Genomic DNA, 21379 nt, shown 5'->3' with positions numbered 1-21379 from the left:
ACGTCGTACACTCTATGTACGTTGTACACGCCGAGTAGGATCAACGCAACCGACAGGAGGCCGCTTGAGCGCTCAGGGAACCCCGACCCCGCCGATCTGGCTGCTGCCCGAACCGCCCGAACGACGGTGGGGCCTCGGGCGCGCGGAGATCGTGCGGACCGCGATCGCGATCGCCGACTCCGGCGGTTCCGACGCACTCACCATGCGCGCCGTCGCGAAGGAGCTGGGCTCGTCCACGCCCATGTCGCTCTACCGGTACGTGCACAACAAGGACGGTCTCGTCGACCTGATGCTCGACGCGGCGAACGCCGAGGTCACCACGCCCGAGAAGCCGGGCGGAGACTGGCGAGCCGATCTCACCCGGGTCTCGCACGACTCGTGGACGATGATGAAACGCCACGCCTGGTTCGCCGAGCTCGTGCACCAGCGCCCGCCCGCCGGGCCGCACGCGAGCCGCCGCCAGGAGTTCGTGCTGAGCACCTTCGTCGGCCTGGGCCAGGACCTCTCGGCCGCGGTCTCCTACCACCGGCTGCTCGACGGTTACGTCGTCGGCCAGGCCCTGCAGCGGACCGAAGAGATGAAGATGTGGCAGCGGCAGGGGTTCCGCGGGCTCGACGACGTCCAGGAGCTCGCCGGCGCCTGGTTCGTCGACGTCGGCAGTGACGCACAGCCGCGCTACCCGCTGCTCGAACGCGTGGTCAAGGACTTCCTCAGTGCCGACCCGCACGCCCCGGCCACCCCCGCCGAAGACGTTCAGTTCACGCTCGGGCTCGACTGCCTGCTCGACGGCATCTCCACCCGGCTCTGACGCTCCCGTCGCTTCAACGCCCTTCCCACAACCACCGACAGCACCGCGAACGCCACCGCGCTCACCCAGGCCACTGTGGACAGTCCCGACCCGAACGCCGCGTGCGCACTCGCCGTCAGGGCCGTCGAACCGATCGTCTCCGCACCGGCCAGGCTTTCGCGCGCCCGGTCCACGTCGATACCAGACGGCACCACGAGCCGAGCCCGGTAGACGGCCGCGGCGAGGGAGCCCAGCAGCGCCATGCCGAGCGTCGCGCCCAGCTCCAGGCACGTTTCCGACGTCGAAGCGGCCGAGCCTGCGCGCTCCGGCGGCACCGAGCCCACGATCATCCCCGTGCCCAGCGCGACCAGCGGCCCGTCGCCGAACGCCACGACCGCGAGCCCCGCCGACGCCGGCAGCAGTCCGGTGGCAGTCCCCGCGAACGCGACCAGCGCGAACCCGCCGACGCCCAGCACCAGCCCCGCGGTGATCGCGGCCCGCGGCGAAACCCGGCGGACGATCGCCGGCGTCAGCACGCAGCCGAGGCCGATCGCGAGCCCCATGGGCGCGTACCAGAGCGCGGCGGTCAGCGGCGACAGACCGAGCACCAGCTGGAGGTACTGGCTCACGAGCATCCCGGTACCCGCCATGAACAGGCCGGTGAGCAGCATCGTCGCGAGGATCGTCCCGACCTGCGGACGGCGGAACAACGACAGGTCCAGCAACGGCGTCGCCAGCCGGCGCTGCCGCCGCACGAACGCGACGCCGAACCCGAGCCCGGCGAGCACCGCCAGTGCCGCCGTGGTTCCGCCACCGGTGGCCAGCTCCTTGATCCCCCACACCGCCGGCAGCACGGTGGCCAGCGACAGTACGACGCTCGCCGGGTCGAGCTTCGTGCCGCCAGTGCCGCCGGTCCCACGGTGCTCGGGCAGCACGAGCGGACCGGCCACCAGCAGCAGGAGTATCACGGGCGCGCCGAGCAGGAACACCGAACCCCACCAGAAGTGCGCGAGCAACACCCCGCCGAGCACCGGCCCCAGGGCCGCGCCGCCGAACTGGCACAACGCCCACAGCGAGATCGCCGTGCCGCGCTGCTTCGCGTCGGGGAACAGCGTGCTGATCAAGGCGAGCGTCGAGGGCATCAACGTCGCGCCCGCGATGCCGAGCAACGCGCGGGTGACGATGAGCGTGCCGGCGTCGGGCGCGAACGCCGCCACGATCGACAGCACCCCGAACGCAGCCGCGCCGATGAGCAGCAACTTCCGCCGCCCGATCCGGTCGCCGAGCGTGCCCATGGTGATGAGGAAGCCGGCGATCAGGAAGCCGTAGACGTCGGTGAGCCAGAGCTGCTGCACCCCGCTCGCGCCCAGGTCGACGCTGATCGCGGGCAGCGCGAGGAACACGACGCCGATGTCAAGCGCGACCAGGAGCGTGGGCAGCATCAGCACGGCCAGGCCGAGCCAGGCGCGACGGGTGGCGGGCATTTCGGGTCCCCTTCCGAAAGGTGGTTTCGGCCGAGGGTCGGAGCGGCGAAGCGCTTCCGGACACGGTCGCGTCCGCTAGGTTGAGGCCGTTCAGGATCCGGCTCCTGGGGAGGACGACGTGAAGTTTCTGCTGACGATGCACATGAACCCCGAGGTCTGGGATGGACTCTCGGAGGAGACCAAGGACTCGGTGATGGCCGGGCACGGGGACTTCATCGCGAAGATCCGCGCGTCGGGGGAGATGATCAACACCCAGGCGCTCGGCGCACCCGCGGACAGCGCCGTGGTGCGCGTGCGCGGCGGCGTCCCGGCCGTGACCGACGGGCCGTTCATCGAGTCGAAGGAGTTCCTCGCGGGCTTCTACCTCGTTGAGTGCGAGAACCGGGAACGCGCGCTCGAGGTCGCTGCGATGATCCCCGACGCCGGCATCGAAGGCCTCGGCATCGAGGTCCGCCCGGTCGCGTTCTTCGCCGGAGCCGAGGGCGAGACCGAGCCCGGCTGATGGACGTCGAACTGCTCCGGCCGCTCGTGCCACAGGTGCTCGGGGTGTTGGTGCGCCGGTACGGCCAGTTCGAGGCCTGCGAGGACGCCGTGCAGGAGGCGCTGCTCGCGGCCGTCGAGCAGTGGGCCGACGGAGACGTGCCGGACAACCCGCGCGCGTGGCTGCTCACCGTCGCGACCCGGCGGCTCACCGACCTCTGGCGCAGCGAGAGCGCTCGCCGCCGGCGCGAAGAGAACGTGGCCGTCCAGGAGGTCACGCAGGCGGTGGCGGGGCCGGGCGAGGACCGCACGCCGGAGCACGACGACACGTTGACGCTGCTGTTCCTCTGCTGCCATCCGGCGGTGACGCCGAGCTCGCAGGTCGCGTTGACGTTGCGCGCGGTCGGTGGCCTGACCACGGCTGAGATCGCGACCGCGTTCCTCGTGCCCGAAGCCACGATGACGCGGCGGATCACGCGCGCGAAGGAGAGCATCGCGGCCGCGGGGTCGACGTTCGCCGAGCCATCGGCCGAGGACTGGCCTTCGCGGCTGCAGGTCGTGCTCCACGTGCTGTACCTGATTTTCAACGAGGGCTACACCGCGTCCTCGGGCGAGGAACTGCACCGAGTGGAGCTGACGGCGGAAGCGATCCGGCTGACCCGCGCCGTACGCACGCTCCTGCCCGACGACGGTGAGGTCGCCGGCCTGCTCGCGCTGATGCTGCTCACCGACGCCCGCCGCCCCGCGCGGACGCACGAGGGCGCGCTGCTGCCGCTGGCCGAACAGGACCGTCGCTTGTGGACGGTGCCGCTGATCGTCGAGGGCGTCGAACTCGTGAGCCGCACACTCGGGCGAGGACCCGTGGGTCCGTACCAGGTGCAGGCCGCGATCGCGGCGCTGCACGACCGCGCGGCGAGCACCGAGACCACGGACTGGCCGCAGATCGTCGAGCTCTACGACGTGCTGGCGGAGCTCGCGCCGAGCCCGGTCGTGACGCTCAACCTCGCGATCGCCGTCGCGATGGTCGACGGGCCGGCCGCCGCGCTGGCCCTGCTCGCCACCGTCGAGGACGACAGCCGGCTCAAACAGGGCCATCGCCTCGACGCCGTGCGGGCCCACCTGCTGGAGCTCGCCGGCGACACCGACGCGGCCCACGCGCACTACCTCCGGGCGGCCAAACGGACGTCGAGCCTGCCCGAGCGCCGCTACCTGCAATCGCGAGCCGAGAAGTTTCTGCCGGCGCGGCGATGAGTTCCGGGCGGCCCGCCGGTATGTCCCTGCGAAACCACTTCAGGGAAGGGACCACCACGATGACCACCACCGCCACCCCCGCCGAAATCCGTGACCTGTTGACCAGCCTCTACGCCGCGTGGGCCGACAACGACGCCGAGGCGTTTGCCGCGCTGTACACCGAGAACGCGACCGTGGTGATGCCCGGCGTCTTCCACCAGGGCCGCGCCGCAGTGCGCGAGTACATGGGCGCCGCGTTCGCCGGCCCGCTCAAGGGTTCTCGCGGCGTCGACGAGCCGCAGGACGTTCGCGTCGACGGCGACACCGCGATCGTCGTCAGCCGCGCCGGGATCCTGTTCAACGGCGAGGACTCCTTGCCGGCCGAACGCGAGCGCATCGCCACCTGGGTCCTGACCCGCGCCGCCGGCTCGTGGTCGGTCGCCGCCTACAGCAACGCCCCGGCGCACTGACGTGCCCGACTTCGCGGCGAGCACCGGTCCGCACCGGGCCGAGCTGGTGGTGCACTGCTACCGCCTGCTCGGCTCGGTGCACGAGGCCGAGGACCTCGTGCAGGAGACGATGCTGCGCGCCTGGCGCGGGTGGGAACGCTACGACAGCACGCGCGCCTCGATCCGGACCTGGCTCTACCGCATCGCGACCAACGCGTGCCTCACCGCGCTCGAAGGCCGCGCCCGCCGTCCGTTGCCGACGGGGCTCGGCGGCCCGAGCGAAGATCCGCTGCAGCCGCTCGTGCCGGCGTTCGACGTGCCGTGGCTGCAGCCGCTGCCCGACGACCCGGCCGCCGTCACCGCCGCGCGCTCGGGCGTGCGGCTCGCGTTCGTCGCGGCGATGCAGCTGCTGCCCCCGCGTCAACGCGCCGTGCTCGTGCTGCGCGACGTGCTCGATTTCAGCGCCTCCGAGGTCGCCGACTTGCTCGGCACCACCACCGCCTCGGTGAACAGCGCGCTGCAACGCGCGCGAACCGGCGTCGCCGGGGTGTTTGCCGACGAGCTCACCGAATCCGGCGAAGAGGTGATCGACCACTACGTCCGGGCTTTCGAGGAGGCCGACGTCGACGCGTTGGTGGCCTTGCTGACCGACGAGGTCGTGCTGGAGATGCCGCCCGTCCCGCTCTGGTACCGCGGCCGCGACGACTACGCCCGTTTCATGGCACGCGTGTTCGAGATGCGCGGCACGCGTTGGCAGCTGCAGCGCACGCACGCCAACGGCCAGCCCGCCTTCGCCGCCTACTGCTGGGACGGCGCGGACTTCCGCTTGCACACGCTGCAGGTGTTCTCGATCGCCGATGGCCGCGTCGCGCACACCGTCGTGTTCCAGGACCCCGCGGTGTTCGAGGTGTTCGGCCTGGCGCCGGTGCTCACGCGCTGAGACTCAGCCGCCGAGCAGCGGCCGGACCTCGACGCCGCCGTCGAGCACCGGGACGAAACCGCCGATCTCCACGGCGTGGTCGAGGTCGCGCGCGTCGACGATGAAAAAGCCGGCCATGCCCTCCGGGCTCACCGCGAAGGCGCCGGGGGTGACCGACGCGCCGCGAAGCGATCGCGTCATGGCCGAGGGCTGCGTGGCGTACCCGGCGATCAGCGTGCCGCCGGAAGCGGTGATGCGGTCCTCGACGCGGGCGTGTTCTTCGAGCAGCTCGGGCGGGAGATCCGCGACGCCGCCGGGCGTCTCGCGCTCGTAGATCAGGATCGCGTAGTGCGGCATCCGGCTCTCCTTCGCTCGGCCGAATGGCCCAAGCTACCGGGGTGAGAGGAGGAACACCCGGATTTCGCGGTGGGCGGCGCGCACGGCGTACGTGTCGTAGGCGGGCCAGTATCGGGCCACGGCGTCCCACATCTCCTGGCGCTCGTCGCCTTCGAGCAGCCGGCCGCGGACTTCGGTGGTGCGCCCGCGCATGCTGACGGTTGCGTCGGGCTGGGCGAGCAGGTTCGTCGACCACGCGGGTTGTTTCTCACCGCCCCAGTTGGAGCCGATCACGACGTAGCCCCCGTCGCGTTCGACGTAGAGCAGCGGCACCTGGCGCGGCTCGCCGCTCGTGCGCCCGACCGTGGTCAGCAGCAGGGCCGGCAGACCCAGCGGCGTGCCGACACCCAGGCGTCCGCCGGTCACGCGCAACATCAGGCGGTCGGCCGGGACGAGGGCCCGCCCGAGCGCGGCGAACGCGGGGGTCTTGCCGAACCCGGTGAGGAGCTTTCGCAGTCCCATTTCGCGCACCCTACTGGGTGATCACGAGGGTCTTCCGCAGTGCCGCCACGACGTCCGGAAGCCGTTCGGTGAGGTAGAAGTGGCCGCCCGGGTGGGTCGTGAAGTCGAAGCCGCCGGTGGTGTGGGCGGCCCAGGTGCGAACGTCCTCGGGGGTCACGCGCGGGTCGTCGGTTCCGGCGTGCGCGTGGATCGGCGCGGCGAGCGGCGGGGCGTCGGGGTGGGTGTGGGTTTCGACGGCGGTGTAGTCGGCGCGCAGCGCGGGGAGGACCAGGTCGCGCAGCTCTTCGTCGGCGAGCACGCGCGGGTCGGTGCCGCTGAGGTTCGCGACTTCGGCGAGCAGGGCGTTGTCGTCGAGCAGGTGTCGGGTGTCGTCGCCCGGGCAGGACGGGGCGCGGCGAGCGGAGACGACGACGGCGTGCGGCCTAGACCCGCGTGCTTCCAGCCGGAGGCCGACTTCGTACGCGAGGGTGGCGCCCATGCTGTGGCCGAAGAGCACCACGGGCACGTCGAGCCACGGCAGCAACGCCTGCGTGATCGCGTCGGCGAGGTCCGGGATCCGCGTGAGCGGCGGTTCGCCGAACCGGTCCTGGCGGCCGGGGTACTGCACGGCGAGCACGTCGACGTCGGGCGAGAGTGCCTTCGAGAACGGGTGGAAGAACGACGCCGATCCGCCCGCGTGCGGGAGGAACACCAGCCGCGCCGGTGCGTCGTCCGCCGGGTGGTAGCGCCGGATCCACCGGTCTTCGGTCATCGCCGTGCCCCTTCCACCCCGGCCCCCGATCCTGCCGCACCCCCAGGCGCGGCAGGACCGAGGTGTGGGTCAGCGCACGTCGGTGAGCGGGATGCGCTGGAGCACCACGCTTTCGTACGGGCCGGCGGTGCCCGTCTCGTAGAGCAGGCCGACGGTCGCCGGGTCGGCTTGCACGAGGTCGGAGTAGCCCGCCGGATTGCTCGTCAGCGTGCGGCCCGCGCGCCACGTGCGCCCGCCGTCGGAGCTGAGCCGCAGCTGCATCACCGCGCGGGTGGCCGGGTCGGCCGGGCCGGAGTACAGCAGCAGCCAGGGGATCGTGGTCTGCAGCACGCTGCCTTCCACCTTCGTGCCGGAGATCCCCGGCTGCACCTGGTACGGCCGCACGAGCGTCTTCCCGCCGTCGAAGCTGTAGCCGTCGACGCGGTGGTCGGCGGCGGAGCCCTGGTTGCGGCTGGTGAAGTACAGCGCGCCCGTGGGTAGCTCGGTCATCGACGTCTCGTTGGCGGCGATCACGCCGTCGGTGCGGTCGTCGGTGAAGCCGATGTGCCAGGTGCGGCCGTTGTCGTCGCTGTAGAGGTCGTGGCCGCCGTAGTACTTCGCCTCCGTGCCGATGTCGGTGGAACCGGCGGGGGGAGCGCTGGAGTGGTTGGCGGGCACCACGATCCGCCCGGCGTGCGGGCCGTGGCGCAGCAAAGTGGCGTGCCCCGGACCGGTGGCGTACCAGCGCCAGGTGGGCAGTTTGGTTTCGGAGGTGATGTCGCGGGCCGGCGTCCAGGTGCGGCCGTTGTCGCGGCTGCTGGACACGAACACGCGGCGGGTGTCCTGCGCGGACGCGGTGCCGGACATGATCTGCGCTTCGCTGACCGGTCCGTTGTGGACGGTCAGCAGCACAAGCTCGCCGTCGCGCGCCACGACCGGTGTGGGGTTGCCGGCGGTGTTGTCGCCGTTGGTGTCCACGACGGTCAGCGGGCCCCAGGTGCAGCCGCCGTCGCGCGAGGTTTTCGACACGGTCTGGATGGCGCCGGAGTCGCCGGCCGAATCGCGCCGGCCTTCGGCGAACGCCACCAGCGACCCGTCGGCGGCGCGCACCACCGCGGGGATGCGGAAGGTGTCGTAGCCCTCGGAGCCGGAGGTGAAGGGCACCGACGACGTGCAGCCGTGGTGCGTGGGTGCGGCCGTGGCCGCGGGGGTGAACGACAGCCCGAGTGCGGCTGCCGCGAGAAGAGTCGTCCCGAACCTGCGGATCGGTGACACGTTCCGCCTCCTCGTCAGTGGGGATGGGGGGAGAGACACAGGACGTGGGATGTCCGACGTCCTATGTCCGGACAACCTAGGGAGCGGTGCGAGGTTCGTCAAGGTGTTGTCGCTGCCTACACTCGCGTAGGGTTCCGGCCATGATCCAGGCGCGCACCAGCTACCACCACGGCAACCTGCGGGCGGTCCTGCTCGAGAACGCCGAGCGGGTGCTGGAGGAGTCGGGGCCCGACGAGCTGTCGCTGCGGCAGCTGGCGCGCGACGCGGGAGTGAGTCACGGGGCGCCGCGCCAGCACTTCGCGGACAAGCGAGCGTTGCTCGACGCGCTCGCGGCGCGGGGTTTCGAGCAGCTGGGGCACGAGCTCGAGGCGGCGCGCGCGGACGACGGCGCGCCGTTCGCCACCGCGCTGCTGGCCTTCGCGCGTGCGTGGGTTGGGTTCGCGACGCGGCGGCCGGCGCTGCTGGACCTGATGTTCGCGGCGAAGAACCGCGAGGACGCCCGTGACCTGCGGGCGGTGGCGGACCGGACGTTCGCCGCGACGTCGGCGATGATCGCCCGCGCGCAGGCGGGCGGCGACGTGGTGGAGGGTGAGCACGTGGCGTTCGCGATCTTCGCGACGCTGCAGGGGCTCGCGTCCCTGGTGACCAGCGGCATGAGCGGAGCGCGGCCGGCGGCGCAGCTGGTGGACGAGACCATCGCGACGCTCGTCGACGGGCTGCGGCCGCGCTGAGCTGTCGCTATTTGAGACCGCCGCGGCTCGTGGTGCGTGCGATCGTCCCGGGCGTGGACGTCGATCTCACGGTGACCGCCGGGAACTACCGCTTCGACGGGGTGTCGTTTGCCGTCGACACGAACGTCTGGCTCCTCGGCGACGAGGAGGAGGTGCTGGTGGTCGACGCCGGATTCGACTCGACCGCCATCGCCGCCGCGATCGACGGGCGCGATGTGCTGGGCATCCTGTGCACCCACGCGCACAACGACCACGCCGACGCCGCGCTCGCCCTGGCCGACGCGACGGGTGCGCCCGTGCTGCTGCACCCGGGCGACGCCAAGCTGTGGGCCACGGTCAACCCCGGCCGTCGCCCCGACGCCGAGCTGGCCGACGGGCAGGTGCTCACCGTCGCCGGCTCACCCGTGGTCGTGCTGCACACCCCGGGTCACACGGCGGGTTCGGTGTGTTTGCACCTGCCCGACGAAGGCCTGCTCTTCAGCGGCGACACGCTCCTGTCCGGCGGCCCGGGCATGACCGGCGACGTGATGTCGAGCCGATCGACGCTGCACGATTCGGTGCGCCGAAAATTGCTCGTGCTGCCCGATGAAACGGTGGTGCACCCGGGTCACGGATATGACACCGACATCGGGACCGAGCGCGTGGAATCGTGGGCCGGTCAGATTTGAGCGCTCGTGGTCAGATTCTTTCGCAGGCGATCGTGAGGTTCACGCCGTAGAGCACGTAGGAGCATTCGTGCGACGCGTGCTTGGCGTCGGTTTCCGTGCAGGCCAGGGGGAAACCGAGCATGTCGATGGAACAGTAGGCGTAGAACCGGTCCGGGTTGCCGGGCACCTGGTCGGCCGCCGCGGGCAGGGCTGTGGCCACCAGGCCGCCGCACACTAGTGCGCCGGCTGTGGCCCAGGAAGCGATTCGAGTTTTCATCTTCGCCGTCCTTTCCTTCGAATGCGGGGTTTCCGCTTTCGGGAAAATGCCCGGATTCCGGTGTTTCCACCCCTTGAGTCACCCCAACGTGTCACGGGGGCGGTGTCATGGGGGCCGTGGCCGGGCTGTTGTGGGCGTCACGGTCGTCGACGGCGAAAAAGATGACGGTCCTCATATATCATGGGGAGAGGTTTCCCTTGAGGAGGACGCATGGGACGCGTGTCACGAGCCGAGGCCGATCGGCACCGCAGTGAGGTCGTCACAGCAGCCGCGCGGCTGTTCCGCGAGCGAGGCGTCGGCGGCGTCAGTGTGGCCGAGCTGATGGGCGAAGTGGGCCTCACGCAGGGCGGGTTCTACCGGCAGTTCGCGTCGAAGGAGGCGCTGGCCGGGGAGGCGGCGGCTGAGGCGTTCGAGCAGCTCGCGGCCGAGTTGCGGCAGATCCCCGAGGCGTCGGTGGGCGAGCGTCGCGCGGAGCTGGCGGCTTCGTACATGTCGCAGGAATCCCGGGATACGCCTGGCGAAGGCTGTCCCGCCACGGCGCTCGGCGGCGAGGCGGCGCGGGACGAGCAGGGGAGCCCGCTGCGCAAGTCGTATGCCGACGGCGTGCGGACGTTCCTCGACGTGCTCGCCGAGTTCGACGGTGAGTCCGCCACGCGGGAGGACCACATGGTGACGCTGGCGACGTTGGTGGGCGCGCTGTACCTGGCCCGGGGGACGGCGGGGGATCCGCTGTCGGACGAGTTCCTGGAAGCCGCGCGCCGGCGGGTGGTCGAGACCGTCCACGAGTGAGTCCTTTGTGGATTTTGTGTGAGCGCAAGACAATGGTCCGGCACGGTGGTGCCGGACCATTGTCTGTTGTGGGGGATCAGCCGAGGAAGGCGTTGACGTCGCCGGCGAACTCGGTGGCGTAGTGGAACAGGAAGCCGTGGCCGGCGCCCGGGTAGATCGCGAGGCGGGCGTTGGGCAGGTGGTCCGCCAGGACCTTCGAGTTGGGCGTGGGGACCATGATGTCGTTGTCCCCGTTGGCGACCAGCGTCGGCTGCGTGATGGCGGCGAGGCGCGCGAGGCGGCTCGGGTCCGGGATGCCCCACGAGGTGATCGCGTCGAGCTGCGCGTCGCGGGCGGCGAGCGAAACGCCCTCGTCGCGGTCCTCGGTGCGCGTGAAGATGCGCTGCACGAACTCCCAGCCCTTCGCGACGCCGGTCGGGGTCTTCGCGAAGAACAGGTGCAGCAGGTGCTCGGCGGCAGGCTCGTCGGTCTTGGCGGCGTTGCCGGTCTCGCCGGTCCAGGTGTGGAAGCCGAAGCCGCCTTCGTGGCTGGTGCCGGCGAGCACGAGCCGGTGCACCAGCAGGGGCCGGATGAGGGTGAGTTCCTGCGCGACGAACCCGCCGAGCGAGAAGCCGAGCACGTCGACGTCGGTGAGCCCGAGCGCGTCGAGGAAGGCCAGCGCGTCGTGCGCCATGGCGGTGATGGTGCGCGGGGTGGCGCCCGAGCTGCCGCCGACACCGGTGTTGTCGAAGAGGATCACCTCGCGCTCGGCCGCGATCGCGTCGACCAGCTGCGGGTCCCAGTTGTCGAGGTTGCCGCGGAAGTGCTGCAGGAGCACCAGTGGGCGCACGTCGCGCTCGGTGTTGCCGAAGCGGCGGTAGGCGTAGGTGACACCGTTGCCGGCCTCGATGGTGAGGTTCGGGGTGGTCAGCTGGCTGGGGGTGATGGTCTGCGACATCTCCGGGACTCCTTCGACTGGGTCGATCTGCTGATTTAGATTATGTACCTCATCTATTAATGATCGATAGATGACGTGCATCACCTAAGCGAGGTGTCTCGGGCTAGTCCAGGGGTTCCAGGCGCAGCACGGTCGTGAGCCGGCTCTCCGGAAAGTTCCCGGCCCGGGTCTCGAGCACCGGCTGCGCTTCTTCGTCGCCGACGGGCCGGACGCGCCGGACGGTGTCCCGCCCTTGGGGCCCGTCGCGCTCCACGCGGCAGTACCCGGCGGCGAGCAGGTTGCGCACCCAGCCGCGGCCGTCGGGCGCGCAGACGTACTGCCGGCCGTCCAGCTCCGTGACGTTCAGCACTACCGGCCGCGACTCCCCGGACCGCCGTCCGACGACGTCGACGACCCTGAGCGCCGGCACCCCGTCCGCGTACGGTTCAACGGCGGCTTCCCGCACCTGTTCTACGTCCACGACCCCTCCCTTCGTCACTCGAAGATACGGTTCGCCTACGGTCGGGCGTCAGGCAGCGTCCGATGTGGACTGTCCGATGGTTGTCCTGTCGTTCTTCGGTTCCTTCTTCGCGGCGAAGTCGAACACCAGCTGAACTGCGGGTGGTGTGCGGCGGCGTCTGCGCGGTGTGCCGCCGAGCGGGAACGGCGCGGCCGGGTTTTCACCGTGCTGCTGCGGGTGATCGGCGAGGTAACGCAGCTTGAGCAGGTGCCGCCGCACGAGCCCGGCGCGCCGCGCCTCGTCGGACAACGCGCGCGCCACCTGGTTCCCGGCGCGCCGCCGGTTTCGTGATTCGTTGTGGTCCACGGGGTCCTCGATGGGTTCGTTGTGGCTGCGCGTGACCGCTCCGTCGCGCATTCCGCGTGGCGACGCCAGATAACAAGCGTGTCTCAAGTGGAACTCGGCCCGGAGCTGTTGGCCCATTCGGCCGCTGCGCGATCCGGCGTCCGGTCGTGTGGAAGATCGACGGCCGGTGCGGGCCGTCCACAGTGGGCGCTCTCGCCCGCGCCGACGCGACCCGTGGCGTGGCGCCGATTTCGCGGCCACGGCGGATGCCGCGCGCTGACTGCGCGCGGCATTTCCGCTGGTGGTGCCCCCGGCAGGACTCGAACCTGCGACCTAGAGATTAGAAGGCTCTTGCTCTATCCAGCTGAGCTACGAGGGCCCGGGTCGACGACGGTTGCCGATCTCCAGCACCGGCAGCTTAGTCGTCGCCATCCTCTCGATCGTTCGACACCGTCGAATCGTTTCAGGTCTCGTTCGCCGGATTCGCCGGATGCCGCGCCCCCGCCTGGTCCCCGCGCGGGTGATCTTGGTCGTTGCCGCGGCAGCCCGGCGGCGGCGCGTTCACCAGCGGTGCATCGGACGCTCTGGGCTTCCCCGCGGCCGTTGCCCGCCCACGACATCCCGCTCGAATGGGTGGGATCGCCACGACGTCTTGTCGGCGTGCGCGGCAGGGGTCTCGGCGAGGCGGTGAGAGGCGTGGTTTCGGCAGGTCGTCGGGCGGGGGTCGGGGTGCATGGGGGGGTTCCTCGTGGGGTTGTGGCCGGGACTTCGGCCAGTGGTGATGAATGGGTAGCCCGTTGACCGTGAAGAGAGTTCGCGGACGCGGTGGACGGTGGTGGGGACCGGGGGAAGGCCCCGTGGGCGCGCTGGACACGGGGAATGTGGCGCGCCCACGGGGGTGGGGCCGTTCGGGGGACGGCCCCGGGGGCCGGTGATCGGTGGGGCGGCGCGGTGGGGGCCGCGGGATGACCGATCAGCCGGTCCCGGTCAGGTGGTCGAGGTGGTGGAAGGTCCCGGGGCACGGTGGTGTGAGTGCCGCCAGGGTTGGTGGGCAGGGTGTGGCGGCTTCGGGGCGATCAAGGCCGGTCGGGGCAGGCGCCTCGGGGTGAGGTCGCTGGTGGGGATCGCCTTGCAATGAGCGAGCCGGGTGAGCCGCCCGGAGGTGGGCAAGCCCGGTGAGCACGCCGGATGAGTGGGCCCCGGGGTGCGCCCGCTGGTTGAGAGCGCCCCAGAGGAGAGCGAGCTGGGTGAGCTCGCCTCGACGAGAACTCGTTGGTGAGAGCGCCGAGGAGCGGGGCACGGCGGGTGGGTGCGCCCCGGATGAGCGAGTTGGGTGAGGGCGCCCGCAGTGAGCGAGCAGAGTGCGTGCGCCGGGGGGTGAGCACGCCGGATGAGTGCGCCCCGGGGTGGTGAGCGAGGTGCGCGCCCCGGGGTGCGGTGGCCGCGTCAGTTCCAGATTTTGATGGCGCGAACCACGAAGGGGGATTGCGGAACGTAAGTGCCGCCACCCGGGTAGGTGGTGAAGTCTCCCTCGGTCGTGCATTCTTCGCTTTGGTAGATGGTGACGTCGCGGGTCAGGCGGTTGACGAAGGAATGCCCTTCGAATCCCTCGGGCAGGGGAATGCAGTCTTCGGGATTGGCGGTGCGGAGGTCGTAGTGCTGAGTGGTGCCGGAGTAGGTTTCGGTGGTCCAGAGGCACAGTTCGCCGACGGCGCAAGCCGGGTCGGAAGTGGCGGTCGTGGCCGGAATGGTGAGAGCCGAGCCGGGAGTCGCCGGGGCGAGGTGCCCGGCCGCCGGGGAGGCGTGGGTGGTGCCGTGAGCCGACGGAGCGGCGGAACCGTGCGCGGCCTGCCCTGAAGGAGCAGCAGAAGCCATCCCTGTCCCCGCCAGCAAACCGGCCGTCGCCAGGAGCAGGACGCGCGGCAGGCGCGCCGGCAAACCCGGCAGGCGGGACGGGGTCGTGGGCCGGCCGGAGTGGCCGGGGAACACGGGCAGCTTCGGCAGCAGGCGTCGGAACATCGTGGGAACTCCCCCCTCGGTGGCGGCCGGAGTGGGCCGCCGTGGAATGTGTGGTTCCTACGATGGCGGGTGGGGGTCGGTTTGTCTGCCCGCATTCCTACGTCTGTGGACAAGTAGTATTCCGTCGCTCGAACGGCGCGAGTTGTCCACAGATCGGTGAGCGGTATTGCTAAACGGCGGCCGTGCTGTTTCGGCGGATCAACGACACCGGCAGCACTACCGGCGGAGGCGGATTCTCGCCGGACATCAAGTGCAGGATCAGCTCGCCCGCGGTGCGCCCCTTGCCGGCGAGGTCCTGGCGGACGGTGGTCAGCGGCGGCTCCGCCCAGGCGGCCTGCGGGGTGTCGTCGAAGCCGACCACCGAGACGTCGTCCGGCACGCGCAGGCCCAGCTGCCGGGCGGCGGCGACGGCGGCCAGCGCCAGCTGGTCGGACATGCACAGCAGCGCCGTCGGCCGGGGCGTACCGGTCAGGAGCTCGGCAGCGCTCGCCCGGGCGGTGTCCGCCGACAGCCACGGCGCCTCGGCCACGGCGACGTCGGTCACGCCCGCCGCGGACAGCGTCGACAAGTAGCCCGCCAGGCGCTCGCGCGTGCCGTGGAACGAGCTCGCCCGCGCCGACTCCAGGCCGGACGGGCCGTCGGGCGACTGCCGCGGCGCCGACAGGATCGCGAAGCGCCGGTGCCCCAGCTCCAGCAGGTGCCGCGCCGCCAGCGCGGCCCCGCCCCGGTCGTCGCAGCCGACGCGGGCGGTTTCCGGCAGCAGGGGCTGGTCGATCACCACCAGCGGTAGCCCCCGGTCGCGCACGGCCTCCAGTGCCAGACTGCCGTCCGCCAGCGAGTAGGCCACGGCGATGTCCGCCTGCGCCGCCAGCACGCGCTCAGCAGGCGGCCCGCCGTGGGCTTCGCCGCCGGGCAACAGCAGCAGCGCGTGGCCGGTCGGCTCCACCGCTTTCGCGAGCGCGTCGAGCGTGATCGACAGCGCCGGGTCCGAGAACGCCGCCGACAGCGACGCGTCGAGCAGGAACGCGATCGCGCCCGTCCGGCTCGTGGCGAGGCTGCGCGCGGTCGGGTTCGGCCCGGGGTAGCCGAGCTCCTTGGCCGCGCGCAGCACCTGCTCCCGCAGCTGCGCGGACAGCTGGTCAGGCCGGTTGTAGGCGTTCGAGACGGTCGCGCGGGACACCCCGACCGCCTCGGCGACGTCGTCCAGCGTCGGGCGCCGGCGCCGGGTGCTCGTCATCGGCGGAGCATAGCGCGGCCTTGACCGTCTGAAGCGCTTAAGTCATTCTGGGCCAAGGGCTCCCGGCAGAGAGGCAGGCGGCGATGCGCGACCGGACGGCGGTGTTCGCGGTCTTCGCGCTGAACGGGGCGGCCCTCGGTTCGTGGGCACCGCGCACGCCCGCCATCGCCGCCCACGTGCACGCGGTGCCGGGCGTCTTCGGGCTGGCGCTGCTCGGCGCGAGTGTCGGGATGCTCTGTGCCGCACCGGTTTCCGGCCGGATCACCGAACGCGTGGGTGCCCGCGCGGCCGTCGCGGGCAGCACCGTGGTGGCCGCCGTCGCGCTCGTGCTCGTCGGGTTCGCGCCGAACGTGCCGTTGCTCGCCGGTGCCCTGTTCGTCCTCGGCGCGGGCGTGGGGTCCCTCGACGTCGCCATGAACATCGCGGGCGTCGCCGTCGAGCGCCGCACCGGTCGCGCCGTGATGCCGACGCTGCACGCCGGGTTCAGCTTCGGCGCGCTCGGTGGCTCCCTGCTCGCCGGGCTGGCCGCGGGGCACGGCTGGTCGCCCGCGCGGCACCTCTCCGTGGCCGCCGTGGTGGCACTGGTCGTGCTCGTCGCCGTGCTCAAGGCCGTGCCGGGAGACCGGCCGCCGAAGGAGACCACGCCGCCGGAACGCGGGAAAGCGCCGATCCGCCGGCCCGCGCTGTGGCTGCTCGCGGTCGTCGCGCTGTGCTCGGCGATCGCCGAGGGCGCGAGCTCCGACTGGTCGGCCCTGCTGATGGTCACCGTCCACGGCGTCGGCCAGGGCGCGGCGGCGCTGGCCTACTCGGGGTTCTCGCTGGCCATGGCGCTCGCGCGGCTCGGCGGTGCGTGGAGCCAGGAACGCTTCGGTGCCACGCGTTCCCTCGCCGTCGGCGCGGGCGTCGCGGCGATCGGCCTCGTCTGCACCGCCGTGTTCACGCCGGCCGCCTTCGCGTACGTCGGCTTCGCGCTGGCCGGCGCCGGCCTCGCCGCGGCGTTCCCGCTCGCGCTCAGCCTGGCCGGCAGCGCCGGGAAACGCGCCGACGGCGGAGGCGGCGAACGCGAGCTGGCGTTCGTCAGCACCATCGCCTACTCCGGCTTCCTCGCCGGTCCGCCGATGATCGGCGGCATCGCGCAGGCGACGTCCTACTCCGTGTCGTTCGTGGTCGTCGGCCTCATCGCCGCGCTGATCGTGCCGGCCGCCCTCGTCGCGGCCCGCGCGCGCCGGCGTGAGGAATTAGCCCTGGGTCTCCCCGTCCGGTGACTCGCGCCACTGCCCGAACGGCCGGTCGAGCGACCACTTGTCCCCGTCGTGCTCCAGCACACGGTGCTCGCACGTGCGCAGGTTCGACAGCGACTCGAACAGGTCCACGCTCCAGCCGAACAGCCGGCGGCACAGCAGCCGCAGCGTGAGGCCGTGGGAGACGATCAGCACGCTGCGCGGGTGAGTTCCGCCACTGTGCAGCAGCTCGGCGAGGAAACCGGCCACGCGGTCGTCCACGTCGGCGCCCGACTCGCCGAACGGCAGCCGGTAGAAGAAGTGCCCGAACTCGTGCCGCCGCTGCCGCTGCACCTCCTGGTCCTGTGGATCCTGCAGGTTGCCCCAGTCCTGTTCGCGCAGCCGCGGCTCCTGCACCACGCGGTCGCAGTCGCTGTCGATGCTCAGCAGCCGCAGCGTCTCGCGCGTACGCAGGTAGGGGCTCACGTACACGGCCGGACGCTCGCCCCGCAGTAGTTCCTTGATGACCGGTCCCGTCGCGACGGCCTCGGCCCGGCCGGTCTCCGTCAGCGGAATCGCGTGGTCCGGGATCCGGGTGTAGGCGAGTTGGTCGACGCTCCCGAGGGACTCGGCGTGACGCAGCAGGATGATCCGCACGAAACCATCATGCCCGTCCGCACCCCCGTGCCGTGGGAAACGCGACCGGCCTAGTCTCGAACGGTGAGCACGGACGCAGTGACGAAACCCGAACCGACCGCGCGGCGCAGGACCAGCGTGCTGCCGCTGCTCTCGGTGGGCGTGGTGCTCGCCGCGGTCGTGGCGGTCGGGCTCGTGGCGCTCACCGGTGGCGCCGGCTACCTGATCACCGGGCTGCCCGACCCGGGGCTGGTCACGCGCTACGGCATCACGGTCGTCCGGGTGCTCGCCGAAGCCGCGTCCGTGGTCTGCGTCGGCGCGTTGCTGCTGGCCGCGTTCCTGGTGCCGCCGCAGAAGTCCGGCACGCTGGGACCCGAGGGCTACGCCGCCGTGCGCGCGGCCGGCATCGCCGCCTGGGTCTGGTTCGCCTCGTCGCTGCTCTCGGTGGCCTTCACCGCGGCCGACGGCGCCGGCAAGCCGTTCCTGGAAGTCCTTTCGCCCCAGACACTCCTGGATCTCGTTGACGCGATCGAGCAGCCGAAGGCGTGGCTGTGGACGGCGCTGATCGCGGTGCTGCTCGCGCTCGGCTGCCGGCTCGTGCTCACGTGGGGCTGGACGGCCGTGCTGTTCTTCGTGGCCGTCGCGGGCCTGATCCCGGTGGCTGTCACGGGGCACTCCGCGAGCGGCGGCTCGCACGACATGGCCACCAACAGCCTGCTGTTCCACCTGATCGCGGCCGCGCTGTGGGTCGGCGGGCTCGTGGCGCTCCTGGCTCTCGGCTGGCGCCGGGGCGCGCACCTGTCACTTGCGGCTCGGCGGTTCTCCAAGCTGGCCTTGGTCTGCTGGGTCGTGATGGCGATCTCCGGCGTGATCAACGCGCTGGTGCGCATCAACCTCGGCGACCTGTTCACCACCGACTACGGCCTGCTCGTGGTCGCGAAGGTCGTCGCGCTGCTGCTGCTCGGCGTGTTCGGCCATCAGCAGCGCCAGCGCGGCGTGCGCGACCTCGTCGACGGCAAGGGCGGCGGCCAGCTGCTGCGGCTGGCGGCCGTCGAGGTGCTGATCATGTTCGTGACGCTCGGCATCGCGTCCGGCCTCGCCCGCACACCACCACCGGCCGACGCAGTCACCCAGCCCTCGACCACCGAGCTGCTCATCGGCTACAACCTCGACGGCGCGCCCACCTTCTGGCGCCTGCTCACCGACTGGCGCTTCGACCTCATCTACGGCACGGCCGCGATCGTCCTGGCCGGGCTCTACCTCGCCGGCGTATGGCGGCTGCGCAAACGCGGCGACTCGTGGCCCACCGGCCGGATCGTCGCGTGGCTCGTCGGCTGCCTGGTGCTCCTGATCGCCACGTCGTCGGGCATCGGCCGCTACTCGCCGGCGATGTTCAGCGTGCACATGGGCACGCACATGCTGCTGTCGATGGTCGTGCCCGTCCTGCTGGTGCTGGGCGGCCCCGTGACGCTCGCGTTGCGCGCCCTGCCGACCGCGGGTGCCGGCGCGCCTCCGGGGCCGCGTGAGTGGCTCCTGGCGGCCGTCCACTCGCCGGTGTCGCGGTTCCTGACACACCCGGTCGTCGCGCTGCTGCTGTTCGTCGGCTCGTTCTACGCGCTGTACTTCTCCGGCCTGTTCGACGCCGCGCTGAACTACCACTGGGCGCACCTGGCGATGAACGCCCACTTCCTGCTCGCCGGCTACGTCTTCTACTGGCCGGTGATCGGCGTCGACCCGGCGCCGCGCAAGATCCCGCCGGTCGGCCGGCTCGGGATGATGTTCGCCGCAATGCCGTTCCACGCGTTCTTCGGCGTGATCCTGATGAACATGCAGGCCGTGATCGGCCAGGAGTTCTACACCTCACTGCGCCTGCCGTGGGTCGGCGACCTGCTCACCGACCAGCGCCTCGGCGGCGGCATCGCGTGGGCCGCGGGCGAGGTGCCCGTGCTGCTGGTGCTGATCGCCTTGCTGGTGCAGTGGGCGCGCGCCGACGAGCGCGAGGCCAAGCGCAAGGACCGCCGTGAGGAGAACACCGGCGGCGAAGAGCTGGCCGCCTACAACGCGATGCTCAAGAACCTGGCCGACGGCAAAAGGGCGGAATGACCGAGCCGATGATGTCGTCCGCGTGATGTGCGCATGACCCTCGGTAGCGCGGTGGTGACCGCCGTCAGGGCGCGGATCGGGCCACTCTACGATCGCTTGTATGGCCGAGTTCATCTACACCATGAAGAAGGTGCGCAAGACCGTCGGGGACAAGGTCATCCTCGACGACGTCAGCACCGCGTTCTACCCCGGCGCCAAGATCGGCGTGGTGGGGCCGAACGGTGCCGGTAAGTCCACCGTTCTCAAGATCATGGCGGGGATCGAGCAGGCCAGCAACGGCGAGGCGTTCCTGCAGCCGGGTGCCTCCGTCGGCATCCTCATGCAGGAGCCGGAGCTGGACGAGACGAAGACCGTCCGGCAGAACGTCGAGGAAGGCCTCGGCGAGACCAAGCAGAAGCTCGACCGCTACAACGAGATCGCCGAGCTCATGGCGACCGACTACAGCGACGCGCTCATGGAAGAGATGGGCCAGCTCCAGGAGGACCTCGACCACGCCGACGCGTGGGAGCTCGACTCCACGGTCGAGCAGGCCATGGACGCCCTGCGCTGCCCGCCGCCGGACGAGGCCGTGACCCACCTCTCCGGTGGTGAACGCCGTCGCGTCGCGCTGTGCAAGCTGTTGCTGTCCGCGCCCGACCTGCTGCTGCTCGACGAGCCCACCAACCACCTGGACGCCGAAAGCGTGCTGTGGCTGGAGCAGTTCCTCATGAAGTACGCCGGCGCCGTGCTGGCAGTGACCCACGACCGGTACTTCCTCGACAACGTCGCCGAGTGGATCATGGAGCTCGACCGCGGCCACGTCGTCGGCTACGAGGGCAACTACTCCACCTACCTGGAGAAGAAGCGCGAGCGCCTCGAGGTCCAGGGCAAGAAGGACGCGAAGCTCGCCAAGCGCCTGAAGTCCGAGCTCGAATGGGTGCGGTCCAACGCCAAGGCCCGCCAGACCAAGTCCCGTTCGCGGCTCGACCGCTACGAGGAAATGGCCGCGGAGGCCGACAAGTACCGCAAGCTCGACTTCGAAGAGATCCAGATCCCGCCGGGCCCGCGCCTGGGCAGTGTGGTCGTGGAGGTCGAGAAGCTGAACAAGGGCTTCGACGGCCGCGTGCTCATCGACGGGCTCTCGTTCGACCTGCCGCGCAACGGCATCGTCGGCGTGATCGGTCCCAACGGTGTCGGCAAGACCACGCTGTTCAAGACCATCGTCGGGCTCGAGGAGCCGGACGGCGGCAAGGTCAAGATCGGCGAGACGGTCAAGCTGTCCTATGTGGACCAGAACCGCGCCGGCATCGACCCGAAGAAGACGGTGTGGGAGGTCGTGTCGGACAAGCTCGACTACATCCACGTCGGGCAGACCGAAATGCCTTCGCGCGCGTACGTGAGCGCGTTCGGCTTCAAGGGGCCGGACCAGCAGAAGCCCGCGGGCGTGCTCTCCGGTGGTGAGCGCAACCGGCTGAACCTGGCGATGACGCTCAAGCAGGGTGGAAACCTGATCCTGCTGGACGAGCCGACCAACGACCTGGACGTGGAAACGCTGGGTTCGCTGGAGAACGCGCTGGAGCAGTTCCCCGGGTGCGCCGTGGTCATCTCCCACGACCGGTGGTTCCTCGACCGGGTCGCCACGCACATCCTGTCGTGGGAAGGCACGGACGAAGACCCGGCGAAGTGGTTCTGGTTCGAGGGCAACTTCGAGGGCTATGAGAAGAACAAGGTCGAGCGCCTCGGCGCCGAAGCGGCGCGGCCGCACCGGGTCACTCATCGCAAACTGAAGCGCGACTGACGCCGGGGGC

General features: G+C 71.1%; 23 protein-coding genes and 1 tRNA gene. 11 read left to right on the top strand and 13 right to left on the bottom strand.

Translation table 11 applies throughout. The features are described 5' to 3' along the window. Window positions 1-64: 64 nt before the first annotated feature. Window positions 65-808 (top strand): TetR/AcrR family transcriptional regulator, encoded by a 744-nt coding sequence (locus ABZU76_RS47700; protein WP_354883908.1) that lies wholly within the window; start codon window positions 65-67, stop codon window positions 806-808. Here the strand turns inward: ABZU76_RS47700 and ABZU76_RS47695 are convergent. After that, the gene (locus ABZU76_RS47695; RefSeq protein ID WP_354883906.1) at window positions 754-2271 is read right to left on the bottom strand and encodes an MFS transporter; all 1518 of its coding nucleotides are present in this window, start codon (window positions 2269-2271) and stop codon (window positions 754-756) included. The two genes, ABZU76_RS47700 and ABZU76_RS47695, sit on opposite strands and share 55 nt — an antisense overlap. Window positions 2272-2389: 118 nt before the next feature. Here ABZU76_RS47695 and ABZU76_RS47690 point away from each other — a divergent pair, with 118 nt between their 5' ends. The 4 genes from ABZU76_RS47690 to ABZU76_RS47675 are packed head-to-tail and all read left to right on the top strand — an operon-like array spanning window position 2390 to window position 5370. Further along, the gene (locus ABZU76_RS47690; RefSeq protein ID WP_354883904.1) at window positions 2390-2773 is read left to right on the top strand and encodes a YciI family protein; all 384 of its coding nucleotides are present in this window, start codon (window positions 2390-2392) and stop codon (window positions 2771-2773) included. Then, window positions 2770-4002, top strand: a complete 1233-nt coding sequence (locus tag ABZU76_RS47685; protein ID WP_354883947.1) for a sigma-70 family RNA polymerase sigma factor — start codon at window positions 2770-2772, stop codon at window positions 4000-4002. The genes ABZU76_RS47690 and ABZU76_RS47685 overlap by 4 nt, the downstream gene beginning before the upstream one ends. 59 nt (window positions 4003-4061) lie before the next feature. Next, complete coding sequence (locus tag ABZU76_RS47680; RefSeq protein WP_354883901.1) at window positions 4062-4451, top strand: SgcJ/EcaC family oxidoreductase; 390 nt, start codon at window positions 4062-4064, stop codon at window positions 4449-4451. Between the two features lies 1 nt (window position 4452). Next, entirely contained in the window at window positions 4453-5370 is a 918-nt protein-coding gene (locus ABZU76_RS47675) for a sigma-70 family RNA polymerase sigma factor (protein ID WP_354883898.1), read from the top strand. A gap of 3 nt (window positions 5371-5373) precedes the next feature. Here ABZU76_RS47675 and ABZU76_RS47670 read toward each other — a convergent pair whose 3' ends face one another. From ABZU76_RS47670 to ABZU76_RS47655, 4 genes are all read right to left on the bottom strand, one after another. Next, window positions 5374-5706, bottom strand: coding sequence for a YciI family protein (locus ABZU76_RS47670; RefSeq protein ID WP_354883895.1), 333 nt, complete (start codon window positions 5704-5706; stop codon window positions 5374-5376). Between the two features lie 33 nt (window positions 5707-5739). Beyond that, entirely contained in the window at window positions 5740-6207 is a 468-nt protein-coding gene (locus tag ABZU76_RS47665; RefSeq protein ID WP_354883892.1) for a nitroreductase family deazaflavin-dependent oxidoreductase, read from the bottom strand. A 10-nt stretch (window positions 6208-6217) separates the two neighbouring features. Next, on the bottom strand, window positions 6218-6958 hold the full coding sequence (locus ABZU76_RS47660) for an alpha/beta fold hydrolase (RefSeq protein WP_354883889.1): 741 nt from the start codon (window positions 6956-6958) through the stop codon (window positions 6218-6220). Window positions 6959-7027: 69 nt separating this feature from the next. Further along, window positions 7028-8212: a sialidase family protein gene (locus ABZU76_RS47655; protein ID WP_354883886.1), complete on the bottom strand. Its 1185-nt coding sequence runs from the start codon at window positions 8210-8212 to the stop codon at window positions 7028-7030. A gap of 140 nt (window positions 8213-8352) precedes the next feature. Here ABZU76_RS47655 and ABZU76_RS47650 point away from each other — a divergent pair, with 140 nt between their 5' ends. Together ABZU76_RS47650 and ABZU76_RS47645 are read left to right on the top strand one after the other, a co-directional pair. Continuing rightward, complete coding sequence (locus tag ABZU76_RS47650) at window positions 8353-8943, top strand: TetR/AcrR family transcriptional regulator (protein ID WP_354883883.1); 591 nt, start codon at window positions 8353-8355, stop codon at window positions 8941-8943. Window positions 8944-8996: 53 nt separating this feature from the next. Then, window positions 8997-9611, top strand: coding sequence for an MBL fold metallo-hydrolase (locus ABZU76_RS47645; RefSeq protein WP_354883880.1), 615 nt, complete (start codon window positions 8997-8999; stop codon window positions 9609-9611). Window positions 9612-9621: 10 nt separating this feature from the next. Here the strand turns inward: ABZU76_RS47645 and ABZU76_RS47640 are convergent, their stop codons facing one another. Further along, window positions 9622-9867 carry a hypothetical protein gene (locus ABZU76_RS47640; protein ID WP_354883877.1) on the bottom strand — a complete coding sequence of 82 codons (246 nt, stop codon included), beginning with the start codon at window positions 9865-9867 and terminating at the stop codon, window positions 9622-9624. A gap of 210 nt (window positions 9868-10077) precedes the next feature. On the opposite strand from ABZU76_RS47640, the gene ABZU76_RS47635 reads away from it, so the two are divergent. Further along, entirely contained in the window at window positions 10078-10656 is a 579-nt protein-coding gene (locus tag ABZU76_RS47635; protein WP_354883874.1) for a TetR/AcrR family transcriptional regulator, read from the top strand. Window positions 10657-10732: 76 nt separating this feature from the next. Here ABZU76_RS47635 and ABZU76_RS47630 read toward each other — a convergent pair whose 3' ends face one another. The 6 genes from ABZU76_RS47630 to ABZU76_RS47605 form a co-directional block, all read right to left on the bottom strand. Beyond that, window positions 10733-11593 carry an alpha/beta hydrolase gene (locus ABZU76_RS47630; RefSeq protein WP_354883871.1) on the bottom strand — a complete coding sequence of 287 codons (861 nt, stop codon included), beginning with the start codon at window positions 11591-11593 and terminating at the stop codon, window positions 10733-10735. Window positions 11594-11696: 103 nt separating this feature from the next. Beyond that, complete coding sequence (locus ABZU76_RS47625) at window positions 11697-12053, bottom strand: hypothetical protein (RefSeq protein WP_354883868.1); 357 nt, start codon at window positions 12051-12053, stop codon at window positions 11697-11699. Between the two features lie 48 nt (window positions 12054-12101). Continuing rightward, window positions 12102-12449 (bottom strand): hypothetical protein, encoded by a 348-nt coding sequence (locus ABZU76_RS47620; RefSeq protein ID WP_354883865.1) that lies wholly within the window; start codon window positions 12447-12449, stop codon window positions 12102-12104. A gap of 230 nt (window positions 12450-12679) precedes the next feature. Then, window positions 12680-12756 (bottom strand) — tRNA-Arg (locus tag ABZU76_RS47615). Between the two features lie 1067 nt (window positions 12757-13823). Beyond that, window positions 13824-14126, bottom strand: coding sequence for a peptidase inhibitor family I36 protein (locus ABZU76_RS47610; protein WP_354883944.1), 303 nt, complete (start codon window positions 14124-14126; stop codon window positions 13824-13826). 439 nt (window positions 14127-14565) lie between these two features. Then, window positions 14566-15633, bottom strand: coding sequence for a LacI family DNA-binding transcriptional regulator (locus tag ABZU76_RS47605; protein WP_354883862.1), 1068 nt, complete (start codon window positions 15631-15633; stop codon window positions 14566-14568). A gap of 83 nt (window positions 15634-15716) precedes the next feature. Between ABZU76_RS47605 and ABZU76_RS47600 the strand changes: the two genes are divergently transcribed. Further along, complete coding sequence (locus ABZU76_RS47600; protein ID WP_354883859.1) at window positions 15717-16898, top strand: MFS transporter; 1182 nt, start codon at window positions 15717-15719, stop codon at window positions 16896-16898. Here ABZU76_RS47600 and ABZU76_RS47595 read toward each other — a convergent pair. Further along, complete coding sequence (locus ABZU76_RS47595; protein WP_354883856.1) at window positions 16872-17510, bottom strand: histidine phosphatase family protein; 639 nt, start codon at window positions 17508-17510, stop codon at window positions 16872-16874. The genes ABZU76_RS47600 and ABZU76_RS47595 overlap by 27 nt on opposite strands. A gap of 63 nt (window positions 17511-17573) precedes the next feature. Between ABZU76_RS47595 and ABZU76_RS47590 the strand changes: the two genes are divergently transcribed. Both ABZU76_RS47590 and ettA read left to right on the top strand, forming a co-directional pair. Then, on the top strand, window positions 17574-19592 hold the full coding sequence (locus ABZU76_RS47590; protein ID WP_354883854.1) for a cytochrome c oxidase assembly protein: 2019 nt from the start codon (window positions 17574-17576) through the stop codon (window positions 19590-19592). A 100-nt stretch (window positions 19593-19692) separates the two neighbouring features. Continuing rightward, window positions 19693-21369, top strand: a complete 1677-nt coding sequence (ettA, locus tag ABZU76_RS47585) for an energy-dependent translational throttle protein EttA (RefSeq protein ID WP_354883851.1) — start codon at window positions 19693-19695, stop codon at window positions 21367-21369. Window positions 21370-21379: the final 10 nt, after the last annotated feature.

The organism is Amycolatopsis sp. NPDC005232, assembly GCF_040607795.1.
Taxonomy (GTDB): domain Bacteria; phylum Actinomycetota; class Actinomycetes; order Mycobacteriales; family Pseudonocardiaceae; genus Amycolatopsis.
This window is presented reverse-complemented; position numbering and strand designations above follow the sequence as displayed.